Origin of the sequence: Rhizomicrobium electricum, from assembly GCF_011762045.1 — a bacterium.
In the GTDB taxonomy this organism is placed as follows: domain Bacteria; phylum Pseudomonadota; class Alphaproteobacteria; order Micropepsales; family Micropepsaceae; genus Rhizomicrobium; species Rhizomicrobium electricum.
On record NZ_JAASQS010000002.1, the window covers coordinates 340,090 to 362,849 of the forward strand.

At 63.6% G+C, this 22,760-nt stretch carries 22 protein-coding genes; 9 read left to right on the forward strand and 13 right to left on the reverse strand.

Going from position 1 to position 22,760, the window contains the following annotated elements; genetic code table 11:
* The 4 genes from FHS84_RS04655 to FHS84_RS04670 all read left to right on the forward strand — a co-directional run bounded on the left by FHS84_RS04655 (window position 1) and on the right by FHS84_RS04670 (window position 5,457).
* Window positions 1–609 carry a LysE family translocator gene (locus FHS84_RS04655; RefSeq protein WP_166930910.1) on the forward strand — a complete coding sequence of 203 codons (609 nt, stop codon included), beginning with the start codon at window positions 1–3 and terminating at the stop codon, window positions 607–609.
* Complete coding sequence (locus FHS84_RS04660; RefSeq protein WP_166930912.1) at window positions 609–1,226, forward strand: LysE family translocator; 618 nt, start codon at window positions 609–611, stop codon at window positions 1,224–1,226. Before FHS84_RS04655 ends, FHS84_RS04660 begins: the two co-directional genes overlap by 1 nt.
* Window positions 1,227–1,239: 13 nt before the next feature.
* Window positions 1,240–3,693 carry a DNA topoisomerase (ATP-hydrolyzing) subunit B gene (gene gyrB / locus FHS84_RS04665; protein ID WP_166930915.1) on the forward strand — a complete coding sequence of 818 codons (2,454 nt, stop codon included), beginning with the start codon at window positions 1,240–1,242 and terminating at the stop codon, window positions 3,691–3,693.
* A gap of 834 nt (window positions 3,694–4,527) precedes the next feature.
* A complete protein-coding gene (locus tag FHS84_RS04670) occupies window positions 4,528–5,457 on the forward strand; it encodes an alpha/beta fold hydrolase (RefSeq protein ID WP_166930918.1) in 930 nt (309 codons plus the stop codon).
* Between the two features lie 50 nt (window positions 5,458–5,507).
* Here the strand turns inward: FHS84_RS04670 and FHS84_RS04675 are convergent, their stop codons facing one another.
* From FHS84_RS04675 to FHS84_RS04690, 4 genes are all read right to left on the reverse strand, one after another.
* Window positions 5,508–6,839, reverse strand: a complete 1,332-nt coding sequence (locus tag FHS84_RS04675) for a peptidoglycan DD-metalloendopeptidase family protein (RefSeq protein ID WP_166930921.1) — start codon at window positions 6,837–6,839, stop codon at window positions 5,508–5,510.
* Complete coding sequence (locus FHS84_RS04680) at window positions 6,832–7,263, reverse strand: BlaI/MecI/CopY family transcriptional regulator (protein WP_208393696.1); 432 nt, start codon at window positions 7,261–7,263, stop codon at window positions 6,832–6,834. The genes FHS84_RS04675 and FHS84_RS04680 overlap by 8 nt, the downstream gene beginning before the upstream one ends.
* A 27-nt stretch (window positions 7,264–7,290) precedes the next feature.
* Complete coding sequence (locus tag FHS84_RS04685; RefSeq protein WP_166930924.1) at window positions 7,291–8,616, reverse strand: B12-binding domain-containing radical SAM protein; 1,326 nt, start codon at window positions 8,614–8,616, stop codon at window positions 7,291–7,293.
* Between the two features lie 180 nt (window positions 8,617–8,796).
* Window positions 8,797–10,407 (reverse strand): patatin-like phospholipase family protein, encoded by a 1,611-nt coding sequence (locus tag FHS84_RS04690; protein ID WP_166930927.1) that lies wholly within the window; start codon window positions 10,405–10,407, stop codon window positions 8,797–8,799.
* Window positions 10,408–10,518: 111 nt separating this feature from the next.
* Here FHS84_RS04690 and FHS84_RS04695 point away from each other — a divergent pair, with 111 nt between their 5' ends.
* Entirely contained in the window at window positions 10,519–11,613 is a 1,095-nt protein-coding gene (locus FHS84_RS04695; protein ID WP_166930930.1) for a serine hydrolase domain-containing protein, read from the forward strand.
* Here FHS84_RS04695 and FHS84_RS04700 read toward each other — a convergent pair.
* The 3 genes from FHS84_RS04700 to FHS84_RS04710 form a co-directional block, all read right to left on the reverse strand.
* A complete protein-coding gene (locus tag FHS84_RS04700) occupies window positions 11,603–12,424 on the reverse strand; it encodes a class I SAM-dependent methyltransferase (protein WP_166930933.1) in 822 nt (273 codons plus the stop codon). The two genes, FHS84_RS04695 and FHS84_RS04700, sit on opposite strands and share 11 nt — an antisense overlap.
* A gap of 199 nt (window positions 12,425–12,623) precedes the next feature.
* On the reverse strand, window positions 12,624–13,454 hold the full coding sequence (locus FHS84_RS04705; RefSeq protein ID WP_166930935.1) for a class I SAM-dependent methyltransferase: 831 nt from the start codon (window positions 13,452–13,454) through the stop codon (window positions 12,624–12,626).
* Between the two features lie 243 nt (window positions 13,455–13,697).
* Window positions 13,698–14,930: an argininosuccinate synthase gene (locus tag FHS84_RS04710; protein ID WP_341801809.1), complete on the reverse strand. Its 1,233-nt coding sequence runs from the start codon at window positions 14,928–14,930 to the stop codon at window positions 13,698–13,700.
* A 142-nt stretch (window positions 14,931–15,072) separates the two neighbouring features.
* On the opposite strand from FHS84_RS04710, the gene FHS84_RS04715 reads away from it, so the two are divergent.
* Window positions 15,073–15,678 carry a hypothetical protein gene (locus tag FHS84_RS04715; RefSeq protein ID WP_166930937.1) on the forward strand — a complete coding sequence of 202 codons (606 nt, stop codon included), beginning with the start codon at window positions 15,073–15,075 and terminating at the stop codon, window positions 15,676–15,678.
* Window positions 15,679–16,070: 392 nt separating this feature from the next.
* Complete coding sequence (locus FHS84_RS04720) at window positions 16,071–16,658, forward strand: CHRD domain-containing protein (RefSeq protein WP_166930939.1); 588 nt, start codon at window positions 16,071–16,073, stop codon at window positions 16,656–16,658.
* On the opposite strand, the gene FHS84_RS21105 is transcribed toward FHS84_RS04720, so the two are convergent.
* Both FHS84_RS21105 and FHS84_RS04730 read right to left on the reverse strand, forming a co-directional pair.
* Window positions 16,655–16,975, reverse strand: coding sequence for a hypothetical protein (locus FHS84_RS21105; protein ID WP_208393697.1), 321 nt, complete (start codon window positions 16,973–16,975; stop codon window positions 16,655–16,657). The genes FHS84_RS04720 and FHS84_RS21105 overlap by 4 nt on opposite strands.
* Before the next feature lie 198 nt (window positions 16,976–17,173).
* The gene (locus FHS84_RS04730) at window positions 17,174–17,335 is read right to left on the reverse strand and encodes a hypothetical protein (protein ID WP_166930941.1); all 162 of its coding nucleotides are present in this window, start codon (window positions 17,333–17,335) and stop codon (window positions 17,174–17,176) included.
* 185 nt (window positions 17,336–17,520) lie between these two features.
* Here FHS84_RS04730 and FHS84_RS04735 point away from each other — a divergent pair, with 185 nt between their 5' ends.
* Window positions 17,521–17,874, forward strand: coding sequence for an HVO_A0114 family putative DNA-binding protein (locus tag FHS84_RS04735; RefSeq protein ID WP_166930944.1), 354 nt, complete (start codon window positions 17,521–17,523; stop codon window positions 17,872–17,874).
* Window positions 17,875–17,890: 16 nt separating this feature from the next.
* On the opposite strand, the gene rlmN is transcribed toward FHS84_RS04735, so the two are convergent.
* The 4 genes from rlmN to FHS84_RS04755 all read right to left on the reverse strand — a co-directional run bounded on the left by rlmN (window position 17,891) and on the right by FHS84_RS04755 (window position 21,354).
* On the reverse strand, window positions 17,891–19,000 hold the full coding sequence (gene rlmN, locus FHS84_RS04740; protein ID WP_166930946.1) for a dual-specificity RNA methyltransferase RlmN: 1,110 nt from the start codon (window positions 18,998–19,000) through the stop codon (window positions 17,891–17,893).
* 178 nt (window positions 19,001–19,178) lie between these two features.
* On the reverse strand, window positions 19,179–19,694 hold the full coding sequence (locus tag FHS84_RS04745; RefSeq protein ID WP_166930949.1) for an invasion associated locus B family protein: 516 nt from the start codon (window positions 19,692–19,694) through the stop codon (window positions 19,179–19,181).
* Between the two features lie 128 nt (window positions 19,695–19,822).
* A complete protein-coding gene (locus FHS84_RS04750; RefSeq protein ID WP_166930952.1) occupies window positions 19,823–20,605 on the reverse strand; it encodes an ABC transporter permease in 783 nt (260 codons plus the stop codon).
* Window positions 20,605–21,354, reverse strand: coding sequence for an ABC transporter ATP-binding protein (locus FHS84_RS04755; protein WP_166930954.1), 750 nt, complete (start codon window positions 21,352–21,354; stop codon window positions 20,605–20,607). The genes FHS84_RS04750 and FHS84_RS04755 overlap by 1 nt, the downstream gene beginning before the upstream one ends.
* 119 nt (window positions 21,355–21,473) lie before the next feature.
* On the opposite strand from FHS84_RS04755, the gene FHS84_RS04760 reads away from it, so the two are divergent.
* Window positions 21,474–22,712 (forward strand): sugar MFS transporter, encoded by a 1,239-nt coding sequence (locus FHS84_RS04760; protein ID WP_166930958.1) that lies wholly within the window; start codon window positions 21,474–21,476, stop codon window positions 22,710–22,712.
* Window positions 22,713–22,760 lie beyond the last annotated feature (48 nt).

The window sequence follows — 22,760 nt, forward strand, 5'->3', positions numbered from 1 at the left end:
ATGATCTCGTGGCACTCCTACCTCATCTACTGCACGCTGTACGCGATCTGCATCGCCGTGCCGGGGCCCGGCGTGGTGGCGATCGTGGCGCGCTCGCTGGGCTCGGGATTCCGCTCCTGCATGCCCGGCGCGGCCGGCGTCGCGGTCGGCGATCTGGTGTGGATGACGCTGTCGGCGTTCGGCCTCGCCGGCCTTGCTGCTGCCATGGGAACGTGGTTCCTGATCGTCAAATACGCGGGCGCGCTTTACCTCGCCTATATGGGCTATAAGTACTGGACGGCCGAAGTCGGCGAGATGCCGGAAGTCATTCCCGCCACGGCGAGCCAGAGTTTCTTCAGCCATCTGTCGGTGACGCTCGGCAATCCCAAAGCGATGGGCTTCTTCCTGGCGCTGTTTCCGCAGGTGGTCGATTTGCGGCACTTGAATGCGGCGGGCTACGGCCAGCTGGTGCTGGCGACGGCGGTGCTGATCCCGACGATCATGCTCGCCTACGCCGCCGCCGCGGCCCAGGTGCGGACATTGCTGACGAGCCGCAAGGCGCGCAAAAACATCAATCGCACGGCGGCGGTCATCATGGCCGGTGCCGGCGCAGGAGTAGCGGTAAGCTGATGGCGGCGACGATGTCGTGGCACTCCTATCTGATCTTTCTCGGCGCCTACACCGTTGCGGCGATGGCGCCGGGACCGGTCGTCATGGCGATTTCCGCGCGCGCCCTCGGCCGCGGTTTCCGCGCCGCCCTGCCGATGGTGGCGGGCGCCTGCGTCGGCGATTTCCTGATGCTGACGCTGTCGGTCGCGGGACTGGCGGCGCTGGCGCAGGCGATGGGACCTTTGTTCCTGGTCGTCAAGCTGGCGGGTGCGGCCTATCTCGTCTGGCTCGGCATCAAGATGTGGACCGCACCGGTCGAAGACACCATGCCGGATCTTCCGGCGCGCGGGCGCGGCGGCTTCCTGGCGCAAATGGCGATGACGGCCGGCAATCCCAAAACCATCGCGTTCTGGGTGGCGCTGGTGCCGACGGTGATCGACTCCCGCGGCCTCGGCTTTACGGGGTATCTGCAACTGGCGGCGGCCTGCTTCACGGTCACGCCGGCGGTGCTTATCGGTTATGCCGGACTGGCAGCGCGTGTGCGCCGGTTCGTTTCGAACGCCGGAACGCGGCGGCGGATCAACAAAGGTGCGGGCCTCGCAATGGCCGGCGCCGGTGCCACGGTGGCACTGAGTTAATGGCGGTGAGTTGATGAGCGACGAAAACGACAATGCCCCGAGCGAAGGCGGCAACGGAAACGGCAGCAGCACGTCCGAATACGGCGCCGAGAGCATCAAGGTCCTCAAAGGCCTCGACGCGGTGCGCAAGCGCCCCGGCATGTATATCGGCGACACCGACGACGGCTCGGGCCTGCACCACATGGTCTACGAAGTCGTCGACAACTCGATCGACGAAGCCCTCGGCGGCTATGCCGACCGCATCGACGTGATCCTCAATCCGGACGGCTCGGTGACGGTGCGCGACAACGGCCGCGGCATCCCGACCGACATCCATCCGGAAGAAGGCGTGTCGGCGGCCGAAGTCATCATGACCCAGCTCCACGCCGGCGGTAAGTTCGACGACAACGCCTACAAGGTCTCCGGCGGCCTGCACGGCGTCGGCGTGTCGGTGGTGAACGCCCTGTCGGAATGGCTCGACCTGCGCATCTGGCGCGACGACAAGGAACATTACGTCCGCTTCGCCCACGGCGATGTCGTGGCGCCCTTGAAGGTCGTCGGCGATGCACCGGGCAAGCGCGGCACCGAGGTGACGTTTCTCGCCTCCACCGATACCTTCACCAAGACCGAATACGATTTCGCCACGCTGGAACACCGCCTGCGCGAACTGGCGTTCCTCAATTCCGGCATCGTGATCCATTTCACCGACAAGCGCGGCGTCGAGCCGAAAGAGGTGAAGCTGCATTACGAAGGCGGCCTGGAACAGTTCGTGCGCTTCCTCGACCGCACCAAGAATTCGCTGATCCCGGCGCCGATCTGCATCAGCGGCGAACGCGACGGCATCACGGTGGAAGTCGCGCTGACGTGGAACGACAGCTATCACGAAACGATGCTGTGCTTCACCAACAACATCCCGCAGCGCGACGGCGGCACGCATCTGGCGGGCTTCCGCGCCGCACTGACCCGCGTGGTGACCAAATACGCCGAAGGAATGGCTTCCAAGAAGGACAAGGTTGCGCTGGCCGGCGACGACTGCCGCGAAGGCTTGACCTGCGTCCTGTCGGTGAAGGTGCCGGACCCGAAATTCTCGTCGCAGACCAAGGACAAGCTGGTCTCCTCGGAAGTGCGCCCGGTGGTCGAGAACGTGCTGCTCGACAAGCTGATGGGCTGGATGGAAACCCATCCGACGGAAGCGAAAAGCATCGTCGGCAAGGTGGTGGAAGCCGCCGCCGCCCGCGAAGCCGCCCGCAAGGCGCGCGAACTGACCCGGCGCAAGAGCGCGCTCGACGGCGCCTCGCTCCCCGGCAAGCTGGCCGACTGCCAGGAACGCGACCCCACCAAGTGCGAACTCTTCCTGGTCGAGGGCGAGAGCGCCGGCGGCTCGGCCAAACAGGGCCGCAACCGCGCCAACCAGGCGGTGCTGCCGCTGCGCGGCAAGATCCTCAACGTCGAACGCGTGCGGTTCGACAAGATGCTGTCGAGCCAGGAAATCGCCACGCTCATCACGGTGCTCGGCACCGGCATCGGGCGCGAGGAGTTCAACCCCGACAAGCTGCGCTATCACAAGATCATCATCATGACCGATGCCGACGTCGACGGCGCCCACATTCGCACGCTGCTGCTCACGTTCTTCTATCGCCAGATGCCGGAACTGATCGAGCGCGGCCACATCTATATCGCCCAGCCGCCGCTCTATAAGGCGACGCGCGGCAAGTCGGAGAACTACCTGAAGGACGAACGCGCCCTCGAGGACTTCCTCATCGGCGAAGGCACCGCAGGCGCTTCGTTGACGTTGCACACGGGCGAAGTGGTGACCGGCGCCGACCTCACCAACATCGTCGAGAAGGCGCGCGCCACGTCCGCGGCGCTGGCCAACTTCCCGCAGCATTATCCGCGATTCGTGCTCGAACAGACGGCGATCGCGGCGGCGATGAATCCCGACGTGCTCGCCGATGCGGCCAGGGCACAGGAAGCCGCCGCCGATATCGCGCAGCGGCTCGACCAGCTTTCCGCCGAGTACGAGCAAGGCTGGCACGGCGAACCGACCGCCGACGGCGGCCTCAGTTTCTGGCGCGAAGTGCGCGGCGTGCGCGAGAAGGTGGTGATCGACGGCGCGCTGATCGCGTCTACCGACGCCCGCAAGCTCGATCGCATGTCGGTGGACCTGAAGAGCGTCTATCTCAAGGCCGGCACGCTGGTGCGCAAGGACGAAAAGGTCGACGTGCGCGCGCCGAGCGAGCTGCTGGACGCGATCTACGGCTGGGGCCGCAAGGGCCTGTCGCTGCAGCGCTACAAAGGCCTCGGCGAGATGAACGCGTCGCAGCTTTACGAAACGACCATCGACGAGAACGCCCGCACCTTGCTGAAGGTCAAGGTGGAACACGCCGACGAAGCCGACGATCTGTTCGCCAAGCTGATGGGCGAAGTGGTGGAACCCCGCCGCGAGTTCATCCAGGACAATGCGCTGTACGCGACGCTGGACGTGTGAGAGGGGACTGACGTGTTCTTCGACGGCGACGACAACGCGCGTCAATTGTGGGAGTGGGCGCTTGGTTATTTGCCGCTGAATGTCTGCGAAGAATGGTAGAACCGGATTGCTTTCGTATGTCCCAACAATAGTGACGGAAAGCGCCTAACGCCTTTGTTTCGGAATAATAGAGAGATCATTGTAATTTCCGAGCACATCGTCCCGAGTTCTTTTTCGGGTGAAGATGAGAGTGACGTTAGGTATTTCATTTATGTCGTGTTGCACGAAGTAGCGCACGCAATTAGCAATGATAAATCGAAATCGGAAGTCTCACCTGAAGTCTATCAAGGGCAAGAAGAACGAGCGGACCGCCTCGCACTTAAGTGGTTCAATGCCCACATAGATGAGAAACGAATTCCTGGTTTGCCAAGGATGACTGTTGAAGAGATCAGGCAATCGCAGCCCATAAGTAAACGTGTTCAACAAATTACAGAAATATGATTTTTGGCCATTCGTTATAGTCTCGCCTCAACACCTGTCATCCCCGGCCGAACGCGGCGAGCAAAGCGAGAAGCGTGAGGGGAAGGGGACCCAGGTGATCACGCGTGCACCCCGTCAAACGGTTGCCGCGGATTTTTGCTTGTCGACAAACATCACCTTGCCTGAAAATCCTGGGTCCCCTTCCCTTCGCTGCGCTGACGCTTGCTCAGCCGGGGATGACATCTAGGATTATTCCATCTCGTGGGGCAGAAAAACTGGCGCCATGCTCGCTCGGGGAGAGGTATAGCGATCGCGTTCTCGACGTCCGAACGCATCCGGCAGTAGAGTGGTTTCGCCTCGCCGGAGGATTACGCTTTGCGCCGATTTCTCGTCCTCTCCAGTTTCGCTGCCGGGCTTGCCACTGCCCTGCTCTATCGCCACGACATGAAGCGCACGCGGGCGCGGCTCGACGAGACCGGGCGCGTGGTGCGGACCTCGTTCGGTCCGGTCGATTTCGCCGAGCTGGGCCACGGCGATCCGATCCTCGTGCTGCACGGTACGGGCGGCGGCTTCGATCAAGGGCTCGACATGACCGCAGCCCTCGCCGATCACGGCTTCCGTCTGATCGCGCCGTCGCGTTTCGGGTATCTGCGCACCGCGCTGCCGAACGACACCAGCGCCGCGGCACAGGCCGACATGGCGGCGGAACTGCTCGATACGCTCGACGTCAAGCACGCCGCAGTGCTCGGCATTTCCGCGGGTGCCTGGCCGGCGCTGCATTTCGCGATCCGCCATGCCGACCGCTGCCGCGCCGTGGTGCTGCTGGTTCCGGCCACCGATCTGCCGACCAGAACGCGCTTTCTCGGGCGCGTGCTGATCGCCCTGTTCGCATCCGATTTCCTCGGCTGGGCCAGCGTGCGGCTCGCCACCGTCATTCCGGCTTTGCGCGGCCTCATGGTCGGCACGCCGGGACGCGTGGTGGCCCGCGCGTCGGCCAAGGAAAACCGCCGTGTACGGAGCATCCTGTTCGATGCCCTGCCCGCCACGGCGCGCCTTCCGGGCATCAAGGCCGATCTCGACAACATGTCGCCGGATTGCGGCTGCGAACTCAAGGACGTGCGCTGTCCGGTGCTGGCGATCAGTGCCGAAGACGACAGCTTCGAAACCGCATCCGGCGCCCGCGAACTCGCCGCCGCCGTGCCGGACGGCACCGCCGTGATCTATTCCACCGGCGGCCACGCCCTGGTCAATCGCCATGCCGAAGCGGTGCGCGAAGTGGCGGCGTTCCTGAAGGCGCACGAATAAAAACGCCCCCGGCACACCTACGGAGTGCTGCACCGGGGGCGTACACCGGATCAGTTCGTTTTCAGATCGAACACTTCCGCCGGATTGACCGGTGTACCGTTGCGCAAAACCTGGAGATCGAGATGGGGACCGGTGCTGCGCCCGGTGGAGCCGACCCGCGCGATGAGCTGGCCGGCCGCAACGCGATCGCCATTGGCGATTTCGATCGTCTTGAGATGGCTGTAGCGCGTCACCAGCCCGTTGCCGTGATCGATCTCGATGACATTTCCATACGGCCCGTCGTTCCGCCGTACCGCCGTCACCTGCCCCGCCGCGGGCGCCACGATATCGGTGCCGTCCGGCGCCTTGATGTCGACGCCGTTGTGGAAGCGGATCTTGCCGGTGAAAGGATCGTGCATCTTGCCGAAAGCGGCGGTGATCGGACCGTGCAGCGGCAGCGCCATGAACGGCTGGTGCCCGGTCGCAGTCTGCGCATAGCCAAGCTGCAACGTTGCCACCGGCAAGGCCAGAACGGCAGCCAGGGTAAAGACCGCGCGCTTGCTGCGCCGCGGCGACGGGTTCATAATCTCCTCAATTCTCATACCGTGATCTCCAAGGTTTCGGGGTGAGATGGCCGCCGGAGTGCATGCCAGTGCATCTCCGGCGGCATGTCGCAAAGCCACGACGATCGTCGCCGCATAAGCTTTGCGCATGCCTGGGAACGCCGCGACGACAGCAGCATCGCATGCCACTTCTGCCGCCAGACGGCACTTGCGGGTCTGTGCCCGCACGAACGGATTGAACCAGAATACCGCATCGATCCACGCCAGCGCGGCATACCGGATGGGATCGCCGCGTCCGATGTGCGCCCGCTCGTGGGTCACGATCATGTCCAGGGCGCGCGAATCCAAGGCCTGCCGAAGCCGCTGCGAAATCACGATCCGCCCTTGCCCATCGGCGAACGCGGGAAGATTGGTCGCGGCGATACACACGCCAGGACGGCCTGCCAGAGGAACGGCGCCCGCCGCCACGCGCCGGAAACGCCGTTGCGCGGCAACGAGGGCACGCGCCTGCAATCCTGCGCCGGCGAGGTACGCTGCGAGCACAACAAGCATGGCGATGCGAAGGCCGTCGACCGGAGCCGGAGACGGCACAGCGGGCAGCAACAGCGGCTCGATATGGACCGCGACCGCAACCGTTGTCCGCGCCGCGGACGGCGATCCGCCCATTGCCAAAAACACCAGCGCTGCCACGACCGGCGCCAGCATGATGGCCAATACGCCCGTTTCGCGTCCGCTACGCTCCGCCCGGCCGCGGTGAGCCGCCGCGATGGCCGCGCTCCACAGCAACGGAACCAGTCCGAGCGCGATCACCGCCGCCGCGAGCGTGACACCGTCAGGCATCGTCGTCGTCCTTGTCCAGTTCGCCGATGAGCCGCTCCAGTTTCTCGATCTCGTCACCGGAAATCAGCTTGCTGTGCGCGAATGCAGCGACCGGCAGCGGCGCGCTCGCATCGAGCACGTTGCGCGAAAAGTCCTGGATCAGACGCGCCAGGGTTTTGAGCTTGGGCTGCGCGGCGGCATAGGTTTTGAGCCCGTGCACGACCTTCACCGCAACGAGGCCTTTCTCCTCCATGCGGTCGAGAACCTTGCGGGTGGTCGAATAGCTCCACTCCGTGGCCGGCGCGACGGCATCGTGGAGTTCGCGTGCACTGAGACGCGGCACGCGCCACAGCTCGCGCAGCAGCTTCAGTTCGGAATCGTTCGGACGCGGCCCGCTCATGGCAGCCGTACGGCGGTTGTCGTTTTCATACGACAACTGTCGCATAGGTCAGCCGCGACCGCAAGAGGGGTCTCAGAACTCCGAAAACTCGTTCATGATATCGCTGTCGGCGACGGCGCGCTGGGAAAGGCAGACTTCCCAGTTGGCGAAATCGGCGTAGGAACGCGGCGGGAAACGCAAACGGCCCAGCACGTTGGGCAACGAATAGAAGCGCTTCTGCATCCGCTTCACGCCGGCGACCAGCTCCTCGGCCGTCATGTGTTTCGGCTTCATGTAGCACTTCACGCCGGCCCAGCGGTCCATGTTCTCTTCGTCGATGATGCGACCGTCCTGCTTGGCGCGGTCGTAGAGCGGCGTGCCGCGCATCGGCACCATGACGTTGAAGTATGCGGCGGGGACCTTCATCTCCATCAGGAAATTCAGGGTCTCGTCGAACACGTCGGGCGTATCGGTGTCGGCGCCGATGACGAAATTGAACGAATAGGAGATGTTGCGCTTGTTGAGGTTTTGAATCATGTCCCGATAGGTGTCGACGTGATTCACGCTCTTGTGCATGGTCGTGAGCGTACCTTGCGAGATGCTCTCGATGCCCATGTTGACGTGCAACAGGCCGCTGCGCTTGGCGAGGTCGAGGAAATTTTCGTCCAGTCCGAAGCGCGGCGAGAACAGCGCCGACCAATTGACCTTGAGCGGGATCATCTTTTCCAGAAGATCCATGCAGCGGCCTTTGTGGCCGACGAACTGGCTGGCGGCGAAGAAGATGTGCTTGCCGCCGCAGGCCTTGATGTCCTCGACCACTTCCTCGGCGGGGCGGTCGCGATAACCGTAATCGCCGAGCAGACGGCGCTCGGCGCAGAAATCGCACGTATACGGACAACCGCGCGAATGCTGGATCACGAAGGGCCGGTAGAACACGTAGTTGTTCATATCGACCAGATCCCAGCGCGGCCGCGGCAGACCGACCATGCTGGCCGGCGTGTCGCGGCGATAGATCTGCTTCAGCCGTCCGGCGGCGGCGTCTTCCAGCATCTGCGGGAAAATCTCTTCGCCCTCGCCGACGCACAATCCGTCGCAATGCGCCGCCATTTCGGCGGTGTTGAAGGTCGCGTGCGGGCCGCCGAGAATGACTTTCGCGCCGCGCGCGCGGAACTTCTCGGCCATCTCATAGGCGCGATAGGCGCTCACGGTGCGGCAGGTGATCGCCACGACGTCGAAATGCTCGTCGTACGGCGGTTCCGAGATGGCGTCGTCGTGCAGCTTGATGTCCCAGCCCTGGGGCGCCAGTGCCGCCAGATACGGCATGATCACACCGACCAGCCGGCGCTTCTTGATGCGCATCGGACGACGGTCGGTTTCGGACCGGTACGTGGCGGCCTGAATAATGAGTAGTTTGGGCATAATCCCCTCCGCGTCGAGACAATTCCCGAACGGCTGCCCACTGGCAAGTGCGCGAATGTTCGCGAGACATGAAAAAATCGGTCACTATCGTGGGAATGCGATGAACAAGAAGATTCTGAACTGCGGATTGATGTCATGGATCCGTTGGCGAGACGTGACACCCCCCGAATATCTGCAGCCTTAGTTTTTCCGCGGCCGGCACGGCAGCGGCGGCGCAGTGGCCGGCGTGGCGTTCAGGGTAGTCAGCAAAGATTTGAGTTTCAGATTGCACGCGAACGCGCTGCGGCCCGCCGCGACAAGGGCATCGACCTGGGCCTCGCTGAAATCGAGTGAGGTATCGCTGCGGGCGACGTCGCCGAGCGTGCAGCCTTCGGGCGCATGGCGGTCGCAGGCTTCCGGCGGCAGAGCGGTGTCCTCGGCCAAATCCTGGAACGACACCCGCGCGAACCACGCCTTGACATCGGCGGGCGGACTGTTGCCGCAATTGAGGGACTTGAACTGCACCGCCATCTGCTTGGTGAGCGCATCGGTCGCCAGCATGGTCTCGAAGCCGTTGGCATCGATCATCGCACTCGACGTGACGTTCAGGATCAGAAGCAGATCGTTCAGATACGGTAGCGAAGCGACCTGGTTGGAGGGCTGCGCTTCCCCGTCCACAATGACGACCGCGATATGGCGGATGCGATCCCAGCCGCTGCGGCAGAGCCCGGCACGGACCTCTTCGGACCATGCCGCTCCGTTCTCGCCGAGATACGGCAGCGCCGTATTGCCGAAGCCGCGCAGCGCGACGTTGTCGGTGACGCCGCCGTCCTGCAGGAACACCGAACGCGGCGGATCGCCTTTGGGCTTGGGCGTACCCGGCTTCGGCGGCAGGTAGGTACTGGCGACGCGGGCGCGGGAATAGAGACGCGACAGGTCCTCGGGCTCGGGGGCGTCGAGGATGCGGTCGACCCATTCGGGGCGATGGGACGTGCAGAACCCGTTGCCGTCGAAATGGTGATTGGTCAGGCGGATCGGCGTGAACAGCACCGGGAACGCGCTCGACGCCGCTACCGCATTGCCGAGCGGATATTCATTCAGGTCAGAGCAAATGAGATCGAAATCGGGCTGGGTGAACGTAAACGGCTGCTCGTTGCCGAAATCGGTCGCCTGCACCACCAGCATCGGCCGCCCGGCCTTGGCCAGATCGCCATAGCTCTTCGCGAACACCGGATCGGATGGCCCCGAGAACGGCATCGCCGCATAAATCTTCGCCAGTTCGTCCTGCGAGGAATAGTTCGGCAGCATCCATTGCCAGTGCCAGGGCGCGAAATAGATCGACAGAAGGTCGGCGAAGAAATCGTGGGTCAGGAAATTGTCGCGGTAATAGTCCTTGGCGCCCGCAGCCGGAAACAGCCGCTCGCGATGGCTGGCGAACGCCGCCGCCGTGAACGAGCCGCCGGACACGCCCGACACCACGTCGATGTCCTGCGAGAAGGAATGCTTGTCGTCGCCCAGTTTGGTGCCGTGGGCCGCGGTCAGTGCGCCATAGCCGAATGCCGCCGAGCGGATACCGCCGCCCGAGAAGGCGAACAGCACGAACGTATCGGGCGCGGTGCAGTCCTTCAGATGGCCGAGATCGTAGGGAACGGAGGACGCCGCGGGGGTGGCCTCACACCGCGTATCCTCCGGCGGCGGCGGCGGACTTTTCAGCGCCACCGTCTCGGCCGGACGATAGATGCTTTCGAGATGCGCACAGCCGCCTGCTGCCAGCGCGACTGCCAACACTATCGCCCGTATCGGAAAATCCATGGACACCCCCTCGCGTCCGCAATCATACCCCAAGGGAAAGCAGATTCGTCAACTTTTGAGATCCACCGCAACAAGCGTACAAAATACCCATCCGTCATCCGAGAGGGTCTCATGCGTCCGGCTATCGTATTCGCGGCATTGCTTTTTGCCGCTCCCGCAGTGGCGAACGATCTCAACGCCACGGCCGCTGCTGCGCTGACCGGCACCGGAGCGCCCGGCTTGGCCGTACTGACCATGCAGGGCGGCAAAATCGCGGGCGAAGGCGTCAGCGGACTCAAGCGTAGCGACGGAACGGAAAAGCTCGGTCCCGCCGACGTCTGGCACATCGGCTCGGACGGCAAGCCGATCACCGCGACGCTGATTGCGAAACTGGTCGATCAGGGCAAGCTGTCTTGGGACGCGAAACTTGAGCAGATGCTGCCCGAACTCGCGGCAACCATGCGCCCCGAATACCGCGATGTGACGCTGGTCGACCTGCTCTCGCATCGTGCCGGCCTGCCGCACGATATTTCCGACATGACCTACTTCAACACCTTCTACGGCGACAAACGCCCACTTTCCGAGCAGCGCCTCGCCTATGTCGCGCGAGCCCTGACCGAAGCGCCGGAAGTGCCGCCGCACACCAAATTCAATTACAGCAACACCGGCTTTCTGCTGGCGGCCGTCATCGCCGAGCGTGTCACCGGCACGGACTTCGAGACATTGATGCGGCGCGAAGTCTTCCAGCCGCTCGGCATGGCCAGCGCAGGGTTCGGAAATACCCGTGCGGGCCAGAACAGCGGCCACCTCAAGGGCAAACCCGCCACCGACAAGGACGCCAATCCGGCGATGTTCGCGCCGGCCGGCAACATGTACATGACCATGCGCGACTGGGCTGCGTTCTGCCTCGATCAGATGGCGGGCGTGCACGGCAAAGGAAAACTGCTGAAGCCGGCGACCTACCGGAAAATGCAGACTCCGGTGGCGACGGGCGAACGCGCGGGGATCGCCTGGGGCACGCTGGAGTCGGTTGCCGGCGTCAAAGGTCCGGCCCTGACCCATTCGGGCTCGGACGGCAACTGGTACGCCCTGGTCATTCTGTTTCCGGAAACACAGAACGGCGCGCTGACCGCAGCCAACGCCGGCGAGGAGATGGGCGGCGACAAAGCCACCAAAGCCGCACTGAAAGCCGTTCTGCCGGGTCTGGCGCCGCCCGTTACGCCCTAGCTTCCACCAGCCAGCAACAGGCGGGCGGCTCGATGCCGTTCTTGGTCCGCCATTTGTCCATCAGCGGCGTGATGCGCGCGTGCACCTTGGCCTTGGTGGTATCGTCGGTCCCGCGCAGCAGACGGGCCAGCGGCCCCATGTTCATCACCTGCTCGGCGGCCTCTTCCGGCGTCGCACCGATCAGCGACGGCGGGGTGGTGCGGCGAATGCGGACGCCGTGCCAGCCGGCATCTTCCAGCAGGCGCAGCGTGCGGGCGCTATCGGCCAGACCGAACGGCCCCGGCTCGTTATCGGGGGTCGGATCGAGCGGCGGCAACAGATCGCGGACGTGGCGATACGGCTCGGACAGATAGGAAATCTCGTTCTGCGGACACCAGCAGAGGAATTTCATCACCCCGCCCGGCTTCAGCGCGCGCCGGATGTTGGCGAAACTCGCCACCGGATTGGCGAAGAACATCACGCCCAGGCGCGAAAAAACGAGATCGAATTCCGGCGTGAACGGGAAATCGGAGGCATCGGCCTCGATATAGGACGCCGCGCCGGAGGAGCGCGCACGGGCCGCTTCGATCAACGGCTTCGAAATATCGAGCCCGAGCACGCGGCCGGGATAGACACGGGCGGCGATCTCTTCCGTGGTGGTGCCGGCGCCGCAGCCGATGTCGAGCACGTCCATGCCCGGCTTGAGGTCGGCGAACTTCATCAACGCCTCGTTGATGCCCATAAGGCCGCGCTCGAAGTGATCGAGTCGCGACAGCCAGTTGGTGGCAACTTCGCCGTTCCAGTATTCGTGCTGCTTGGAATTATCGGACATAGAGGCACTCTCACACAGATGTCATTCCCGGCCGCACGCAGACGCGAATGAGAGGGGAAGAGGACCCACATGGTCCCGCATCCCCTCTCTAGGAGCAATGCACCGCGCCGTGCAACCCTTTCGACACTACAGAGGAGGCAATGCTCCCCTCACCCATTTGCAGATGCGTGCGCGTTCAGACTTTGGGGAACGTCCTGGCTCAGGCTCGCGCCTCGATCAGCCAGCACGCGGCCGGCGGCACAACGCCGTCGCCGGTTTCGAAGCGGGCCAGGATCGCGGACACGCGGCGGCGCACTTCGGTTTTGGTAGTCTCGTCGGCTTCACGAAAACGCTGCGCAATCGGACCGAGATTGCAGGCCGCCTCGACCGCTTCCGGCAAGGTCGCGCCGAGAAACGACGGCGGTGTGACGTGCCGGGACTCGATCGCGTGCCAGCCGGACTGTTCGAGAATGCGGCGCGTACGGGCATTGTCGGCGAGCGCATAACCGCCCGGCGCATCCGGCGGCGGCAATTCTACCGGCGGCAGCAAATCGCGTACGGCGTTGAGCGGCTCGATCAGATAGGGAATTTCTTCCATCGACGCCCAGACCAGAAACGCCAGCCGCCCGCCCGGCTTCACGGCACGACGGATATTGGCGAAGCTCGCCACCGGATCGGCGAAAAACATCAGCCCCAGCCGCGAGAAAACGAGATCGAATTCGGGGCGGAACGGATAATCCGTGGCGTCCGCCTCGATGAATTCGGTGGCTCCGCGCGAACGCGCCTTGGCGGCATCGATCAGCGGCTTCGAGATATCGAGTCCGACCGTCCGTCCGCCGGTGACCGCGGCGATCTGTTCGGTCGTCGTGCCCGGTCCGCAGCCGATATCGAGCACCGCCATGCCCGGCTTCAAGTCCGCGAACGCCATGAGCGCATCGTTGATGCCCGCCAAGCCGCGTTCGAGCGTGTCGAGCCGCTCGATCCAGGCGGTTGCCATCGCACCACTCCAGAATTCGCGCTGCTGGTCATTACCGGACATGGTCCACCTCATTGTCATCCCCGGCCGAACAGACGCGCACACGCGCGGATGCGAGGGGAAGGGGACCCAGGTCGTCCCACAGCTACTCTCTAGAAGGCATACGCAGGAAGACGCAACTCCTTCAAGATGACGGATGCGTGATCACCTGGGTCCCCTTCCGCTCGCTGCGCTACGCTTGCTCAGCCGGGGATGACAGAAAAGCAAAACGGCGGACCACAGGCCCGCCGTTCGCATGTCCAGTCGCAAGGAAGCGATCTACTTCCCCGTCTTGCGCTTGCGCATCGCCAGGGTGCGCAGGCGCAGGGCCTGGAGGCGGATGAAGCCGGCGGCGTCTTTCTGGTCGTAGGCGCCGTGATCGTCTTCGAAGGTCACGAGGTCCTGCGAATAGAGCGAATACGGCGAAGCGCGACCGATGACGATGACATTGCCCTTGTAGAGCTTCAGCCGCACCGTGCCGGTGACGCATTCCTGGCTCTTGTCGATGGCGACCTGCAGCATCTCGCGCTCGGGCGAGAACCAGAAGCCGTAGTAGACCAGCTCGGCATATTTCGGCATCAGCTCGTCTTTGAGGTGCATGGCGCCGCGGTCGACGGTGATCGACTCGATGGCACGGTGCGCCGCATAGAGGATGGTGCCGCCGGGCGTCTCGTAGATGCCGCGGGACTTCATGCCGACGAAGCGGTTCTCGACCAGATCGACGCGGCCGATGCCGTTGTCGCGGCCGAGCGCGTTGAGGGCGGTCAGCATCTGGGCCGGGGTGAGCGGCTTGCCGTCGAGGCTGACCGCATCGCCCTTCTCGAACCCGATCTCGATGATGGTCGGCTTGTCGGGCGCCGCTTCCGGCGAAATGGTGCGCTGGAACACGTCGACATGCGGCTCGACGTTAGGGTCTTCGAGGATTTTGCCCTCGGACGAGGAATGCAGCAGGTTGGCGTCGACCGAGAACGGCGCCTCGCCGCGCTTATCCTTGGCGATCGGAATTTGATACTGCTCGGCGAATTCGATCAGCTTGGTGCGGCTGTTGAGGTCCCATTCGCGCCAGGGGGCGATGACCTTGATATCGGGATTGTTGGCGTAATAGGCCAACTCGAAGCGGACCTGATCGTTGCCCTTGCCGGTGGCGCCGTGACAGACCGCATCGGCCCCCACCTGCTCGGCGATCTCGATCTGGCGCTTGCCGATCAGCGGCCGGGCGATCGAGGTGCCCAACAGGTAGACACCCTCGTACAGCGCGTTGGCGCGGAACATCGGGTAGACGTAATCGCGGACGAACTCTTCGCGCAGGTCCTCGATGAAGATGTTCTCCGGCTTGATCCCCAGCATTTCCGCCTTTTTTCGCGCCGGACCCAGCTCTTCGCCCTGGCCCAGATCGGCGGTGAAGGTGACCACTTCCGCCCCGTAGGCGGTCTGCAGCCACTTGAGAATGACCGAGGTGTCCAACCCGCCGGAATAGGCGAGCACGACCTTCTTCACGCTTCTTGTCGTCACGATTGATACCCTTCAGGAAAGGCCCGGAATATACGGCCCCGACCCGAAAACGCCAGCCATTAACCGGAATCGAAAGCGCGCAGCCCGCCCCCCTGCAACCAGAGGGCAATTGTGTTACGGTATCAGGCGTTTGGGGGCGTAAATGACCAGCAAAAGCACTTTTGCGACAGCCATTTTCCTGGCCGTCTCGGCCGCAACATTGTGCCAGCCGGGGCTGGCCGACACCCGCTGCGTTCCGGTGCACGACGGAGTCGAGTACCGCTCCTACCTGCCCGACGGCAAACGCTTCGTCTACGCCGCGGTCAAGCTGCTGCCGGGCGTATACCCCACAGTCTTTGTCATCGTGGACAAAAATTACGAGACGCCTGCCGTCAAGCTTGCCGCCAACGATCCCCTGAACCAGTGGTGGATCGACCGCACCCGCCCGTTCGCGTTCTCGGCCGAGAACGTGCGCATCCGCTGGAAAGAAAATCACACCTTCGACTTCGTCACCAATTGGTTTGCCGAAAGCGGGCCCGAGGAACTGTCGCAACCGATCCGCGGCGTCGAAAAACGAGGCGACCGCTTCGCCGGACCCGGCGCCACCGACACCAACGCCTTCGCCTTCCAGATCCGGCTCGACATGAACGGCTTTACCGACGATGCGTTCGAGGTCTCGGTTCCGTCCGTCACCTACGAAGGCGTGACGGTAACGCCGCCGATCGTGCTGTTCGAGCGTGGCGAAAGCGGTTTCAAGGCAAAGTGCTGACGCGCGGAAGTTCCGCCGCCGAACCCATTTTCGCCACAGCGCATCAAAGAAAGTTCATGGAACGAAGCCGCCGGGCGGCGCGTACTAGCTGCGTCCGCTCCGAAGAGGGGTGGACATAGGACGGTGAGCCCCCTCCAGCCGTCCTATAAAACGCCCTGCTCCGGCCGGCCCAGCCCCCCAGACCCCAACGGCCGGAGCGGGCCCTTCCTTTCCTGCAAACCATCATTTCAGAACCGTCTGTCCGCGCATTTGACAGCGTTGCCCGCGCGGTTTTTCCCGTGCCGAACAAGCTGTTGAAGCGGCGGCGAAGTTCTTTGACGCCGTTACGGGCATGGAAATTGCTGCTCCCGATGCCGGGTGCTGGGCTCACCCCAACGCACGGAGCCGCAGACATGAAATTCTTATATGCAATGCTGACGATCTCGCTCCTGGCGGCGCCGGCCGCCGCCAGTCCGGTGTGGTATTCGGCAACCCTGAGCGGCGCGGCGGAGAATCCGCCCAATGCCTCGCCCGGAACCGGAACGGCGATGGTCGGCTACGACGCCGCCACGCACATGCTGAAAGTCAAGGTGTCGTTCTCGGGCCTCACCGGCGGGACGACTGCCTCCCACATCCATTGCTGCACGGCGGCCCCGATGAGCGGCAATGCCGGCGTGGCGACGGAAGTGCCGACCTTCAGCGGATTTCCGCTCGGCGTGACGTCCGGCACCTATGACGAGATGTTCGATCTCACGCTTGCGGCGAGCTTCAATCCCGCCTTCGTGACGGCGCAAGGCAGCGTCGCAGCGGCGGAAATGGCCCTCGCCGCTGGCCTGGCGAGCGGAACCGCCTATCTCAATATCCACACCGCCGACCATCCGACGGGCGAAATCCGCGGCTTCCTGACGCCCGCTTCCAGCAACGTTCCGGAACCGGCCACCCTTGCGCTGATCGGCGCCGGACTGCTCGGTGTGTGGCGTCTGCGGCGGAAGGCAGCTTAACTTTTCTTCCGGGACTTCTTGGTCTTCGCCGGGGCGACGGCTCCGGCGAGGCCCGCATCGGCCGCCAGCTCGTCGAGCTCCACCATCCGCGCAAACAACGCCTGCTCGAGCTTGGTCAGCGTCGAAGTCTTCTTGGCGCGCTTGGTGGCGGGTTTCCGGACCGCCTTTTTGGCGACCGGCTTCTTGCTCACAACCTTCTTGGCCGGCTTCTTCGCGGCCTTCTTCGCGGCCTTCTTGGCGGGAGCCTTCTTGGCGGGAGCTTTCACGGCCTTCTTGGCCGCTTTCTTGGTCGCCTTCTTTGCCTTCTTGATCGCCATCGTCGAATCCCCAGAGCTTCCGGCGCACAAGACCAGAAACGGCGCAAATTCGCAAAGAGAGGGGGATTTTCGACAGCGTCCCCGCTTGGCGTTCCGCGGCACGAAAGTGCGCTGGAGAGCGAGGGAGCTGGGTAGAGGCGCCAACGGGAATGTCGTTTCGGCAGGAGCCGCCACAACATTCCCGATGGCACAACGACTTTAGGCGGCCTTCTTGGCGCGCTTCTTGGCGGCCTTCTTCGCCGTCTTCTTGGCAGCCGGCTTCTTGGCGGCAACCTTCTTCGCGACCTTCTTCGCCGGCTTCTTGGCAGCAACCTTCTTCGCCGACTTCTTCGCAGTCTTCTTCGCTTTCTTAATGGCCATTTTCGAATCACCTAGATTTGCACCGACACAAAATCATAGACGAAGCAATTTCGCAAAGTGTTGGAACGAATGACAACACCGTAAGAGTGTTGTATTTTTCTCCAACAGCTGGTTCGCAGCCGCTATGTTCCTCATACGTTCGCGTCGGAAGCGGCGATCGAACGTCTCTGCTCGGAGATCGACGGATGAATGCGCAAGCCAGAACGGTAGTCCTCGGCGTCGCCGATCGCAGAGAGGCTTCGCGCCGGGCCGCACAAGCGCTCAAGAGCCGCGCGCCACACACTTTCATCAACTTCGCGAGCTCGGAGCTGTTGTTCAAGCTGCTTTCCACCAAGCGCCGGGAGATCCTGCGCGCGCTGACGGGTGCCGGTCCCCTCTCGATCCGGGAGATCGCGCGCCGGATGGAGCGGGACATCAAAGCCGTCCACGGCGACGTGACCATGCTTCTCACGGCCGGCGTGCTGCAGAAGACCGAGGACGGCCTGGTCGAGCTTCCGTTCGACGTGATCCGGGTGGATGTGGTGCTGAAGGCGGGGTGATGACGCGCGCGAGGCGCTATTTCACCGGCTCTGCCACCTTCTCCGCTTCGCGTTCGCTCGCCCGCTTCTTCAGGCTTTCGCTCTTGAGCTGGCCGCAGGCGGCCATGATGTCCCGGCCGCGAGGGGTGCGGACCGGCGAAGCGTAGCCGGCGCGGTTGAGAACTTCGGCGAATTTCTCGATCTGCTCCCACTCGGAGCACTCGTAGGGGCTGCCGGGCCAGGGATTGAACGGCAACAGGTTCACCTTGGCCGGGATGCCGGACAGGAGCTTCACCAGCTGGCGGGCGTCCGCGAGGCTGTCGTTGACGCCCTTCAGCATCACGTATTCGAAGGTGATGCGGCGCGCGTTCGAGGCGCCGGGATAGGTGCGGCAGGCTTCGAGCAGTTCGGCGATGGGGTACTTCTTGTTGAGCGGCACCAGCACATCGCGGACTTCGTCGCGCACGGCATGCAGCGAAATCGCCAGCGACGAGCCGATCTCGTTGCCGGCGCGGGCGATCATCGGCACCACACCGGAGGTCGACAGGGTGACGCGGCGCTTGGAGAAGGCCAGCGCATCGCCGTCGGAGACGATCGCCAGCGCCGCCTTGACGTTGTCGAAATTGTAGAGCGGCTCGCCCATGCCCATCATCACCACATTGGTGATGCGCCGGTTCTCGCCGGTCGACGGCCAGTCGCCGAGGGCGTCGCGCGCCGCCATCACCTGCCCGACGATCTCGCCGGGCGTGAGGTTGCGCACCAGCTTCTGGGTGCCGGTGTGGCAGAAGCGGCAATTGAGGGTGCAGCCGACCTGGCTCGAGACGCACAAGGTGCCGCGGCCGGGCTCGGGGATGAAAACGGTCTCGAACTCCTGCCCGCCCGAGCGCAGCAGCCATTTGCGGGTGCCGTCCGAGGAAATCTGTTCCGTCACCACCTCGGGACGGTCGATGACGAACTCACCCTCCATCTGGGCGCGAAAATCCTTGGCCAGATTGCTCATGGCGGCGAAATCGCGGCAGCCGTGGACGTAGATCCAGTTCCACAACTGGCGGACGCGCATGGCCACCGCTTTTTCCGGCACGCCGGCAGCGAGAAGCGCGGATTTCAGCTCGTCGGGCGACAGGCCGAGAATGGATTGGGTGGTCATGGGGGAGTACTAGAACAAATGAGCCCAACCTGTCATCCCGGACGCGCCCGCGGGAACTTTCCCGTCTGGCACGAGGGCGCGATCCGGGACCTACCCAGACATTTCCCAGATTTCGGAGTGGGTCCCGGCTCGGCGCTAGGCTTCGCTGCGCTCGGCCGGGATGACAGCCGGAGTGGCGTTATTTCCCGCACGCGCGATGGGCGCGTTCCACGGCGTCGGCGACGCCGGAGAGGGAATAGGTATCGGTGGTCTTGGTGCCCCTCTTGGAGACACCGGTCACAGTCAGAGTTGAACCGGAACGCATGGCGCGGACCAGCGCGTTCTCGTCCTCGACGTTCTTGACCCAGGCCGAACCGGATTTGCCTTCGTTGCGGGTGAAGAATTCGGTCTTCAGATTGCCGACCTGGGCGAACACCGGCTCGCCGTCCTTATAGACATAGCCCGGAACGACCTGCAGCTCGTCCTTCACGTTCCGGCCCGGCCACACCGAAATGATGACGTAGATCGCGTCGCGCGCGGTCTTCTTCGGCAGGGTCGAGGTCGGCTTGGACAGGGCATAGCAGACCTTGCCGTCCGCGCTGGTCGCGGTGAAGGCGGTCCAGGCCTTGAAGGTGCCGAGTTCGGTCGGATCGGCCGCTACGGCCGGAGCAGCCAAAAGCATCGCCAGACACAGCGCAGCACGAACGGACGGCATGGATTTCCCTCGACGAATAAGCGGCGCGGAGAATAGTTGCCTCGTTCCCGCAGGTAAATGCTGGAGTCCTTATTTGTCGCGCAATTTTCTCGAAAACCGCTTCACTCGTTTCGGATCGCACTCCCGCCCTATTCGCGCAGGCCGTAGCCGACCGAGAACAGCCGCCACACCCAAACCGACAGAATTGCCAGCATTGCCAACGACAAAAGCGCTCCCAGCGGCTCCGGCGCCTCGTTGAAGCCGATCATCGAATGGCGAAGGCCGTTGATGAAGTAAAAGAAAGGATTGCCCCAGGCGAGCCAGCGCAGGAACGGCGGCAGCATTTCGACGGTGTTGAACACCCCGCCCACGAACGACAGCGGCGTGATGAAGAAGATGTTCAACGCCGACAGCTGCTCGAAACTCTTGGCCCACAGCCCGATCACGATGCCGAGCAGGCCGAAAATGCCCGATACGATCACCACCCAGAACATGAATTCGACGACCGAGACCACCTGCACGCCGCCGAACACCGCCGCGATGATGAGAATGCCGACCGCGGTCGCCGCGGTACGGAACACCACCGCCGCCAGGGTGCCGACGATCATCTCGACATAGCTGAGCGGTGCGACCAGCGCCTCCTCGACGAATTTCATGAAGCGCTGGAAGTAGACTTGCGAGGTCGCCTGCAGGAAGGCGGCATTGACGACGTTCATCATCAGGATGCCGGGCAGCACGAATTGCAGGTATTTGTGGCCGCCAATGGTGGCGATGCGGGGCCCCACCACGTAGCCGAAAATGAAGATAAACATCAGCGCCGACAGCCACGGCGCGACAAAGGCCTGGATCGGCACCCGCAGGAGACGCTGCATCTCGCGGCGGATGATGGTCCAAAGCCCGATCCAGTTGACGTGTCCGATCACGTTTTCCATCAGGCGGCTCCTGCTGCGATGTGGTCGGGGGTGGCGCCGGTGGCCGCCAGATAGGCGCCTTCGATGCCGCCGCCGGCGAGGAATTCCTCCTTTGGACCCTGCCGTACGATTTTTCCTTTGGCGACGATGGCGATATTGCGGCAAAGCCGCTCCACCTCTTCGAGATAATGGGTGGTGAGCAGGATCGTGGTGCCGTCGCGATTGAGCTCGCCGAGATAGCGCCACAGATCGAGCCGCAGTTCGACGTCCACGCCTGCGGTCGGCTCATCGAGGATGAGAAGCTTCGGCTTGTGGATCAGCGCGCGCGCCAGGATCACGCGGCGCTTGAGACCGCCCGACAAGGCCCGGAACGGCTTCTTGACGTGCTCGGTGAGATCGAAGCGCTCCATCAGTTCGTCGATGCGCTTCTTGCGCTCGGCGGAGGGAATGCCGAAATAGCCGCCGACCCAGTCCACGATCTGCACCGGCGTGGCGAAGACGTCGACGTTGAATTCCTGCGGGCTGAGGCCGACCAGCGACCGGGCCTTGCGATAGTCCTTCACCGCATCGATGCCGAACACCTTGATAGTGCCGCTCGTCACCGTTGCGATGCCGGTGATGCAATGAATCGTGGTCGATTTGCCGGCGCCGTTCGGGCCGAGAAACCCGAAGAAATCGCCCTCTTCGACGGCGAGCGACAGATCATCCACGGCGACGGTTCCGCCGCGGTAGACCTTGCGGAGATTGGAGACGGAAAGTGCGGGGGTCATGTGCGGCTCCCTAACATACCCAGTTGTTTGTGGGAACCCGCCCTCACCCATTCGAAAGCAAGGATTAACCCCACGCCATGTAAGGTTGGGTGCAGAAAAAACAATGAAAATTTTGGGTCATGGCCGGAGGTAACTCCAAAACGCTGAAAGGCTTGATAGTTGCGGTCGGATTGACCGTCGCGGCCATCACGCTTTGGGGATTTTCGCACCGGCTCTATGCCACCCTGCTGCCCGGCCTGGCCCCGGCGTTCGCGCTGACGCCGGCGCAATCGGATATGGCCCGTTCGGCCATCGCGCTCGGCTATCTTTTGATGTGCCTGCCGACGGCCGTCATCAGCCGCAATCTCGGCTACAAGACCGGCATGCTGTTCGGCCTGGGGACGTTTGCGGTCGGCATGTTCCTGGTCTATCCGGCCGTCGAGCGGCACTCCATTACGTTCTTCCTGGTCTCCGCGACCGTGGTCGGATCGGGCCTCGCCATCCTCGAGGTGACCGCGCTTCCGCTCGTCACGTTCCTCGGGCCGAGGAAAACAGCCTGCCAGCGGATGATCCTGGCCGAATCCCTGTCGCCATTCGGCGCCGTCCTCGCCCTCTACATGGGGCCGAAAATTCTGGCCAGCACGGCGGCCACACCGCACAATCTGGTGCTGCTGCTCTCGACCGTAGGCGTCGCCGCCATCGTCTTGGCGTTCGTCATGGAGATGGTGCCGTTTCCGGCCGTCGCCACAGTCCGCACGGCTCCGGGCGAGCCCACGCTGGCAAGCTTCAGCCCACCCCTGCGCATCAAGCGTTTTCGCTATGCCGTGGCGGCGACGTTCCTCTGCCTGTTCGCGCAAATCATCATCGCCGGCTTTGCCCCCCAGTTCAGCCGCAGCGCCATGCCGTCCCTGGGCCCGGACGCAGCGCAGCTGGTGCTGGTCGGGTGCTATTCGGCGCTTGGCGTCGGCCGCATTGTCGGTCCGCTGATGATGCGGTGGATCGCACCGCTGCGCCTGACGGTCCTGTTCGCCGGCGCCAGCGCGATCTGTTGCGTCCTCAGTGTCGTCACCAGCGGTCCCGCCGCGATCGCCGGAGTTCTCGGCACATGCTTCTTCATGTCGATCATATTTCCTGCGATCTTCGCCGACGCGCTCATCGATCTCGGCGACATGGCGAAATCGGCAACGGCCATCCTGATGTTCGTGGCCTTCACAGGCACCGGACTCTTTGCCCTGCTGGCGGTCGTCTGCACGCCTGCGGCCCTGCACGGCATCATGCTGCTGCCGGCCCTCTGCTTTGCCGGCGTCACTGCCGCTGCGGTTGTGCTCAAACGAACCCGAACGGCAACGCCCGAGGAGAGGTCAGACGTCGAGGTATAAGCCCCTTACGTCCGTACACAGCTTCGATGTTGGCATGATTTACTCAGT

Excerpts from the sequence above, each read along its gene's own strand:
- FHS84_RS04675 (WP_166930921.1), bottom strand. The coding sequence starts at position 6,839 with ATGCCTGACGGTGTCACGCTCGCGGCGGCGGTGATCGCGCTCGGACTG.
- FHS84_RS04745 (WP_166930949.1), bottom strand. The coding sequence starts at position 19,694 with ATGCCGTCCGTTCGTGCTGCGCTGTGTCTGGCGATGCTTTTGGCTGCT.
- FHS84_RS04730 (WP_166930941.1), bottom strand. The coding sequence starts at position 17,335 with ATGGCCATTAAGAAAGCGAAGAAGACTGCGAAGAAGTCGGCGAAGAAG.
- FHS84_RS04705 (WP_166930935.1), bottom strand. The coding sequence starts at position 13,454 with ATGAGGTGGACCATGTCCGGTAATGACCAGCAGCGCGAATTCTGGAGT.
- FHS84_RS21105 (WP_208393697.1), bottom strand. The coding sequence starts at position 16,975 with ATGGCGATCAAGAAGGCAAAGAAGGCGACCAAGAAAGCGGCCAAGAAG.
- FHS84_RS04715 (WP_166930937.1), top strand. The coding sequence starts at position 15,073 with ATGACCAGCAAAAGCACTTTTGCGACAGCCATTTTCCTGGCCGTCTCG.
- FHS84_RS04695 (WP_166930930.1), top strand. The coding sequence starts at position 10,519 with ATGCGTCCGGCTATCGTATTCGCGGCATTGCTTTTTGCCGCTCCCGCA.
- FHS84_RS04660 (WP_166930912.1), top strand. The coding sequence starts at position 609 with ATGGCGGCGACGATGTCGTGGCACTCCTATCTGATCTTTCTCGGCGCC.
- FHS84_RS04755 (WP_166930954.1), bottom strand. The coding sequence starts at position 21,354 with ATGACCCCCGCACTTTCCGTCTCCAATCTCCGCAAGGTCTACCGCGGC.
- gyrB (WP_166930915.1), top strand. The coding sequence starts at position 1,240 with ATGAGCGACGAAAACGACAATGCCCCGAGCGAAGGCGGCAACGGAAAC.
- FHS84_RS04655 (WP_166930910.1), top strand. The coding sequence starts at position 1 with ATGATCTCGTGGCACTCCTACCTCATCTACTGCACGCTGTACGCGATC.
- FHS84_RS04700 (WP_166930933.1), bottom strand. The coding sequence starts at position 12,424 with ATGTCCGATAATTCCAAGCAGCACGAATACTGGAACGGCGAAGTTGCC.
- FHS84_RS04685 (WP_166930924.1), bottom strand. The coding sequence starts at position 8,616 with ATGCCCAAACTACTCATTATTCAGGCCGCCACGTACCGGTCCGAAACC.
- FHS84_RS04750 (WP_166930952.1), bottom strand. The coding sequence starts at position 20,605 with ATGGAAAACGTGATCGGACACGTCAACTGGATCGGGCTTTGGACCATC.
- FHS84_RS04735 (WP_166930944.1), top strand. The coding sequence starts at position 17,521 with ATGAATGCGCAAGCCAGAACGGTAGTCCTCGGCGTCGCCGATCGCAGA.
- FHS84_RS04760 (WP_166930958.1), top strand. The coding sequence starts at position 21,474 with ATGGCCGGAGGTAACTCCAAAACGCTGAAAGGCTTGATAGTTGCGGTC.
- rlmN (WP_166930946.1), bottom strand. The coding sequence starts at position 19,000 with ATGACCACCCAATCCATTCTCGGCCTGTCGCCCGACGAGCTGAAATCC.
- FHS84_RS04690 (WP_166930927.1), bottom strand. The coding sequence starts at position 10,407 with ATGGATTTTCCGATACGGGCGATAGTGTTGGCAGTCGCGCTGGCAGCA.
- FHS84_RS04680 (WP_208393696.1), bottom strand. The coding sequence starts at position 7,263 with ATGCGACAGTTGTCGTATGAAAACGACAACCGCCGTACGGCTGCCATG.
- FHS84_RS04720 (WP_166930939.1), top strand. The coding sequence starts at position 16,071 with ATGAAATTCTTATATGCAATGCTGACGATCTCGCTCCTGGCGGCGCCG.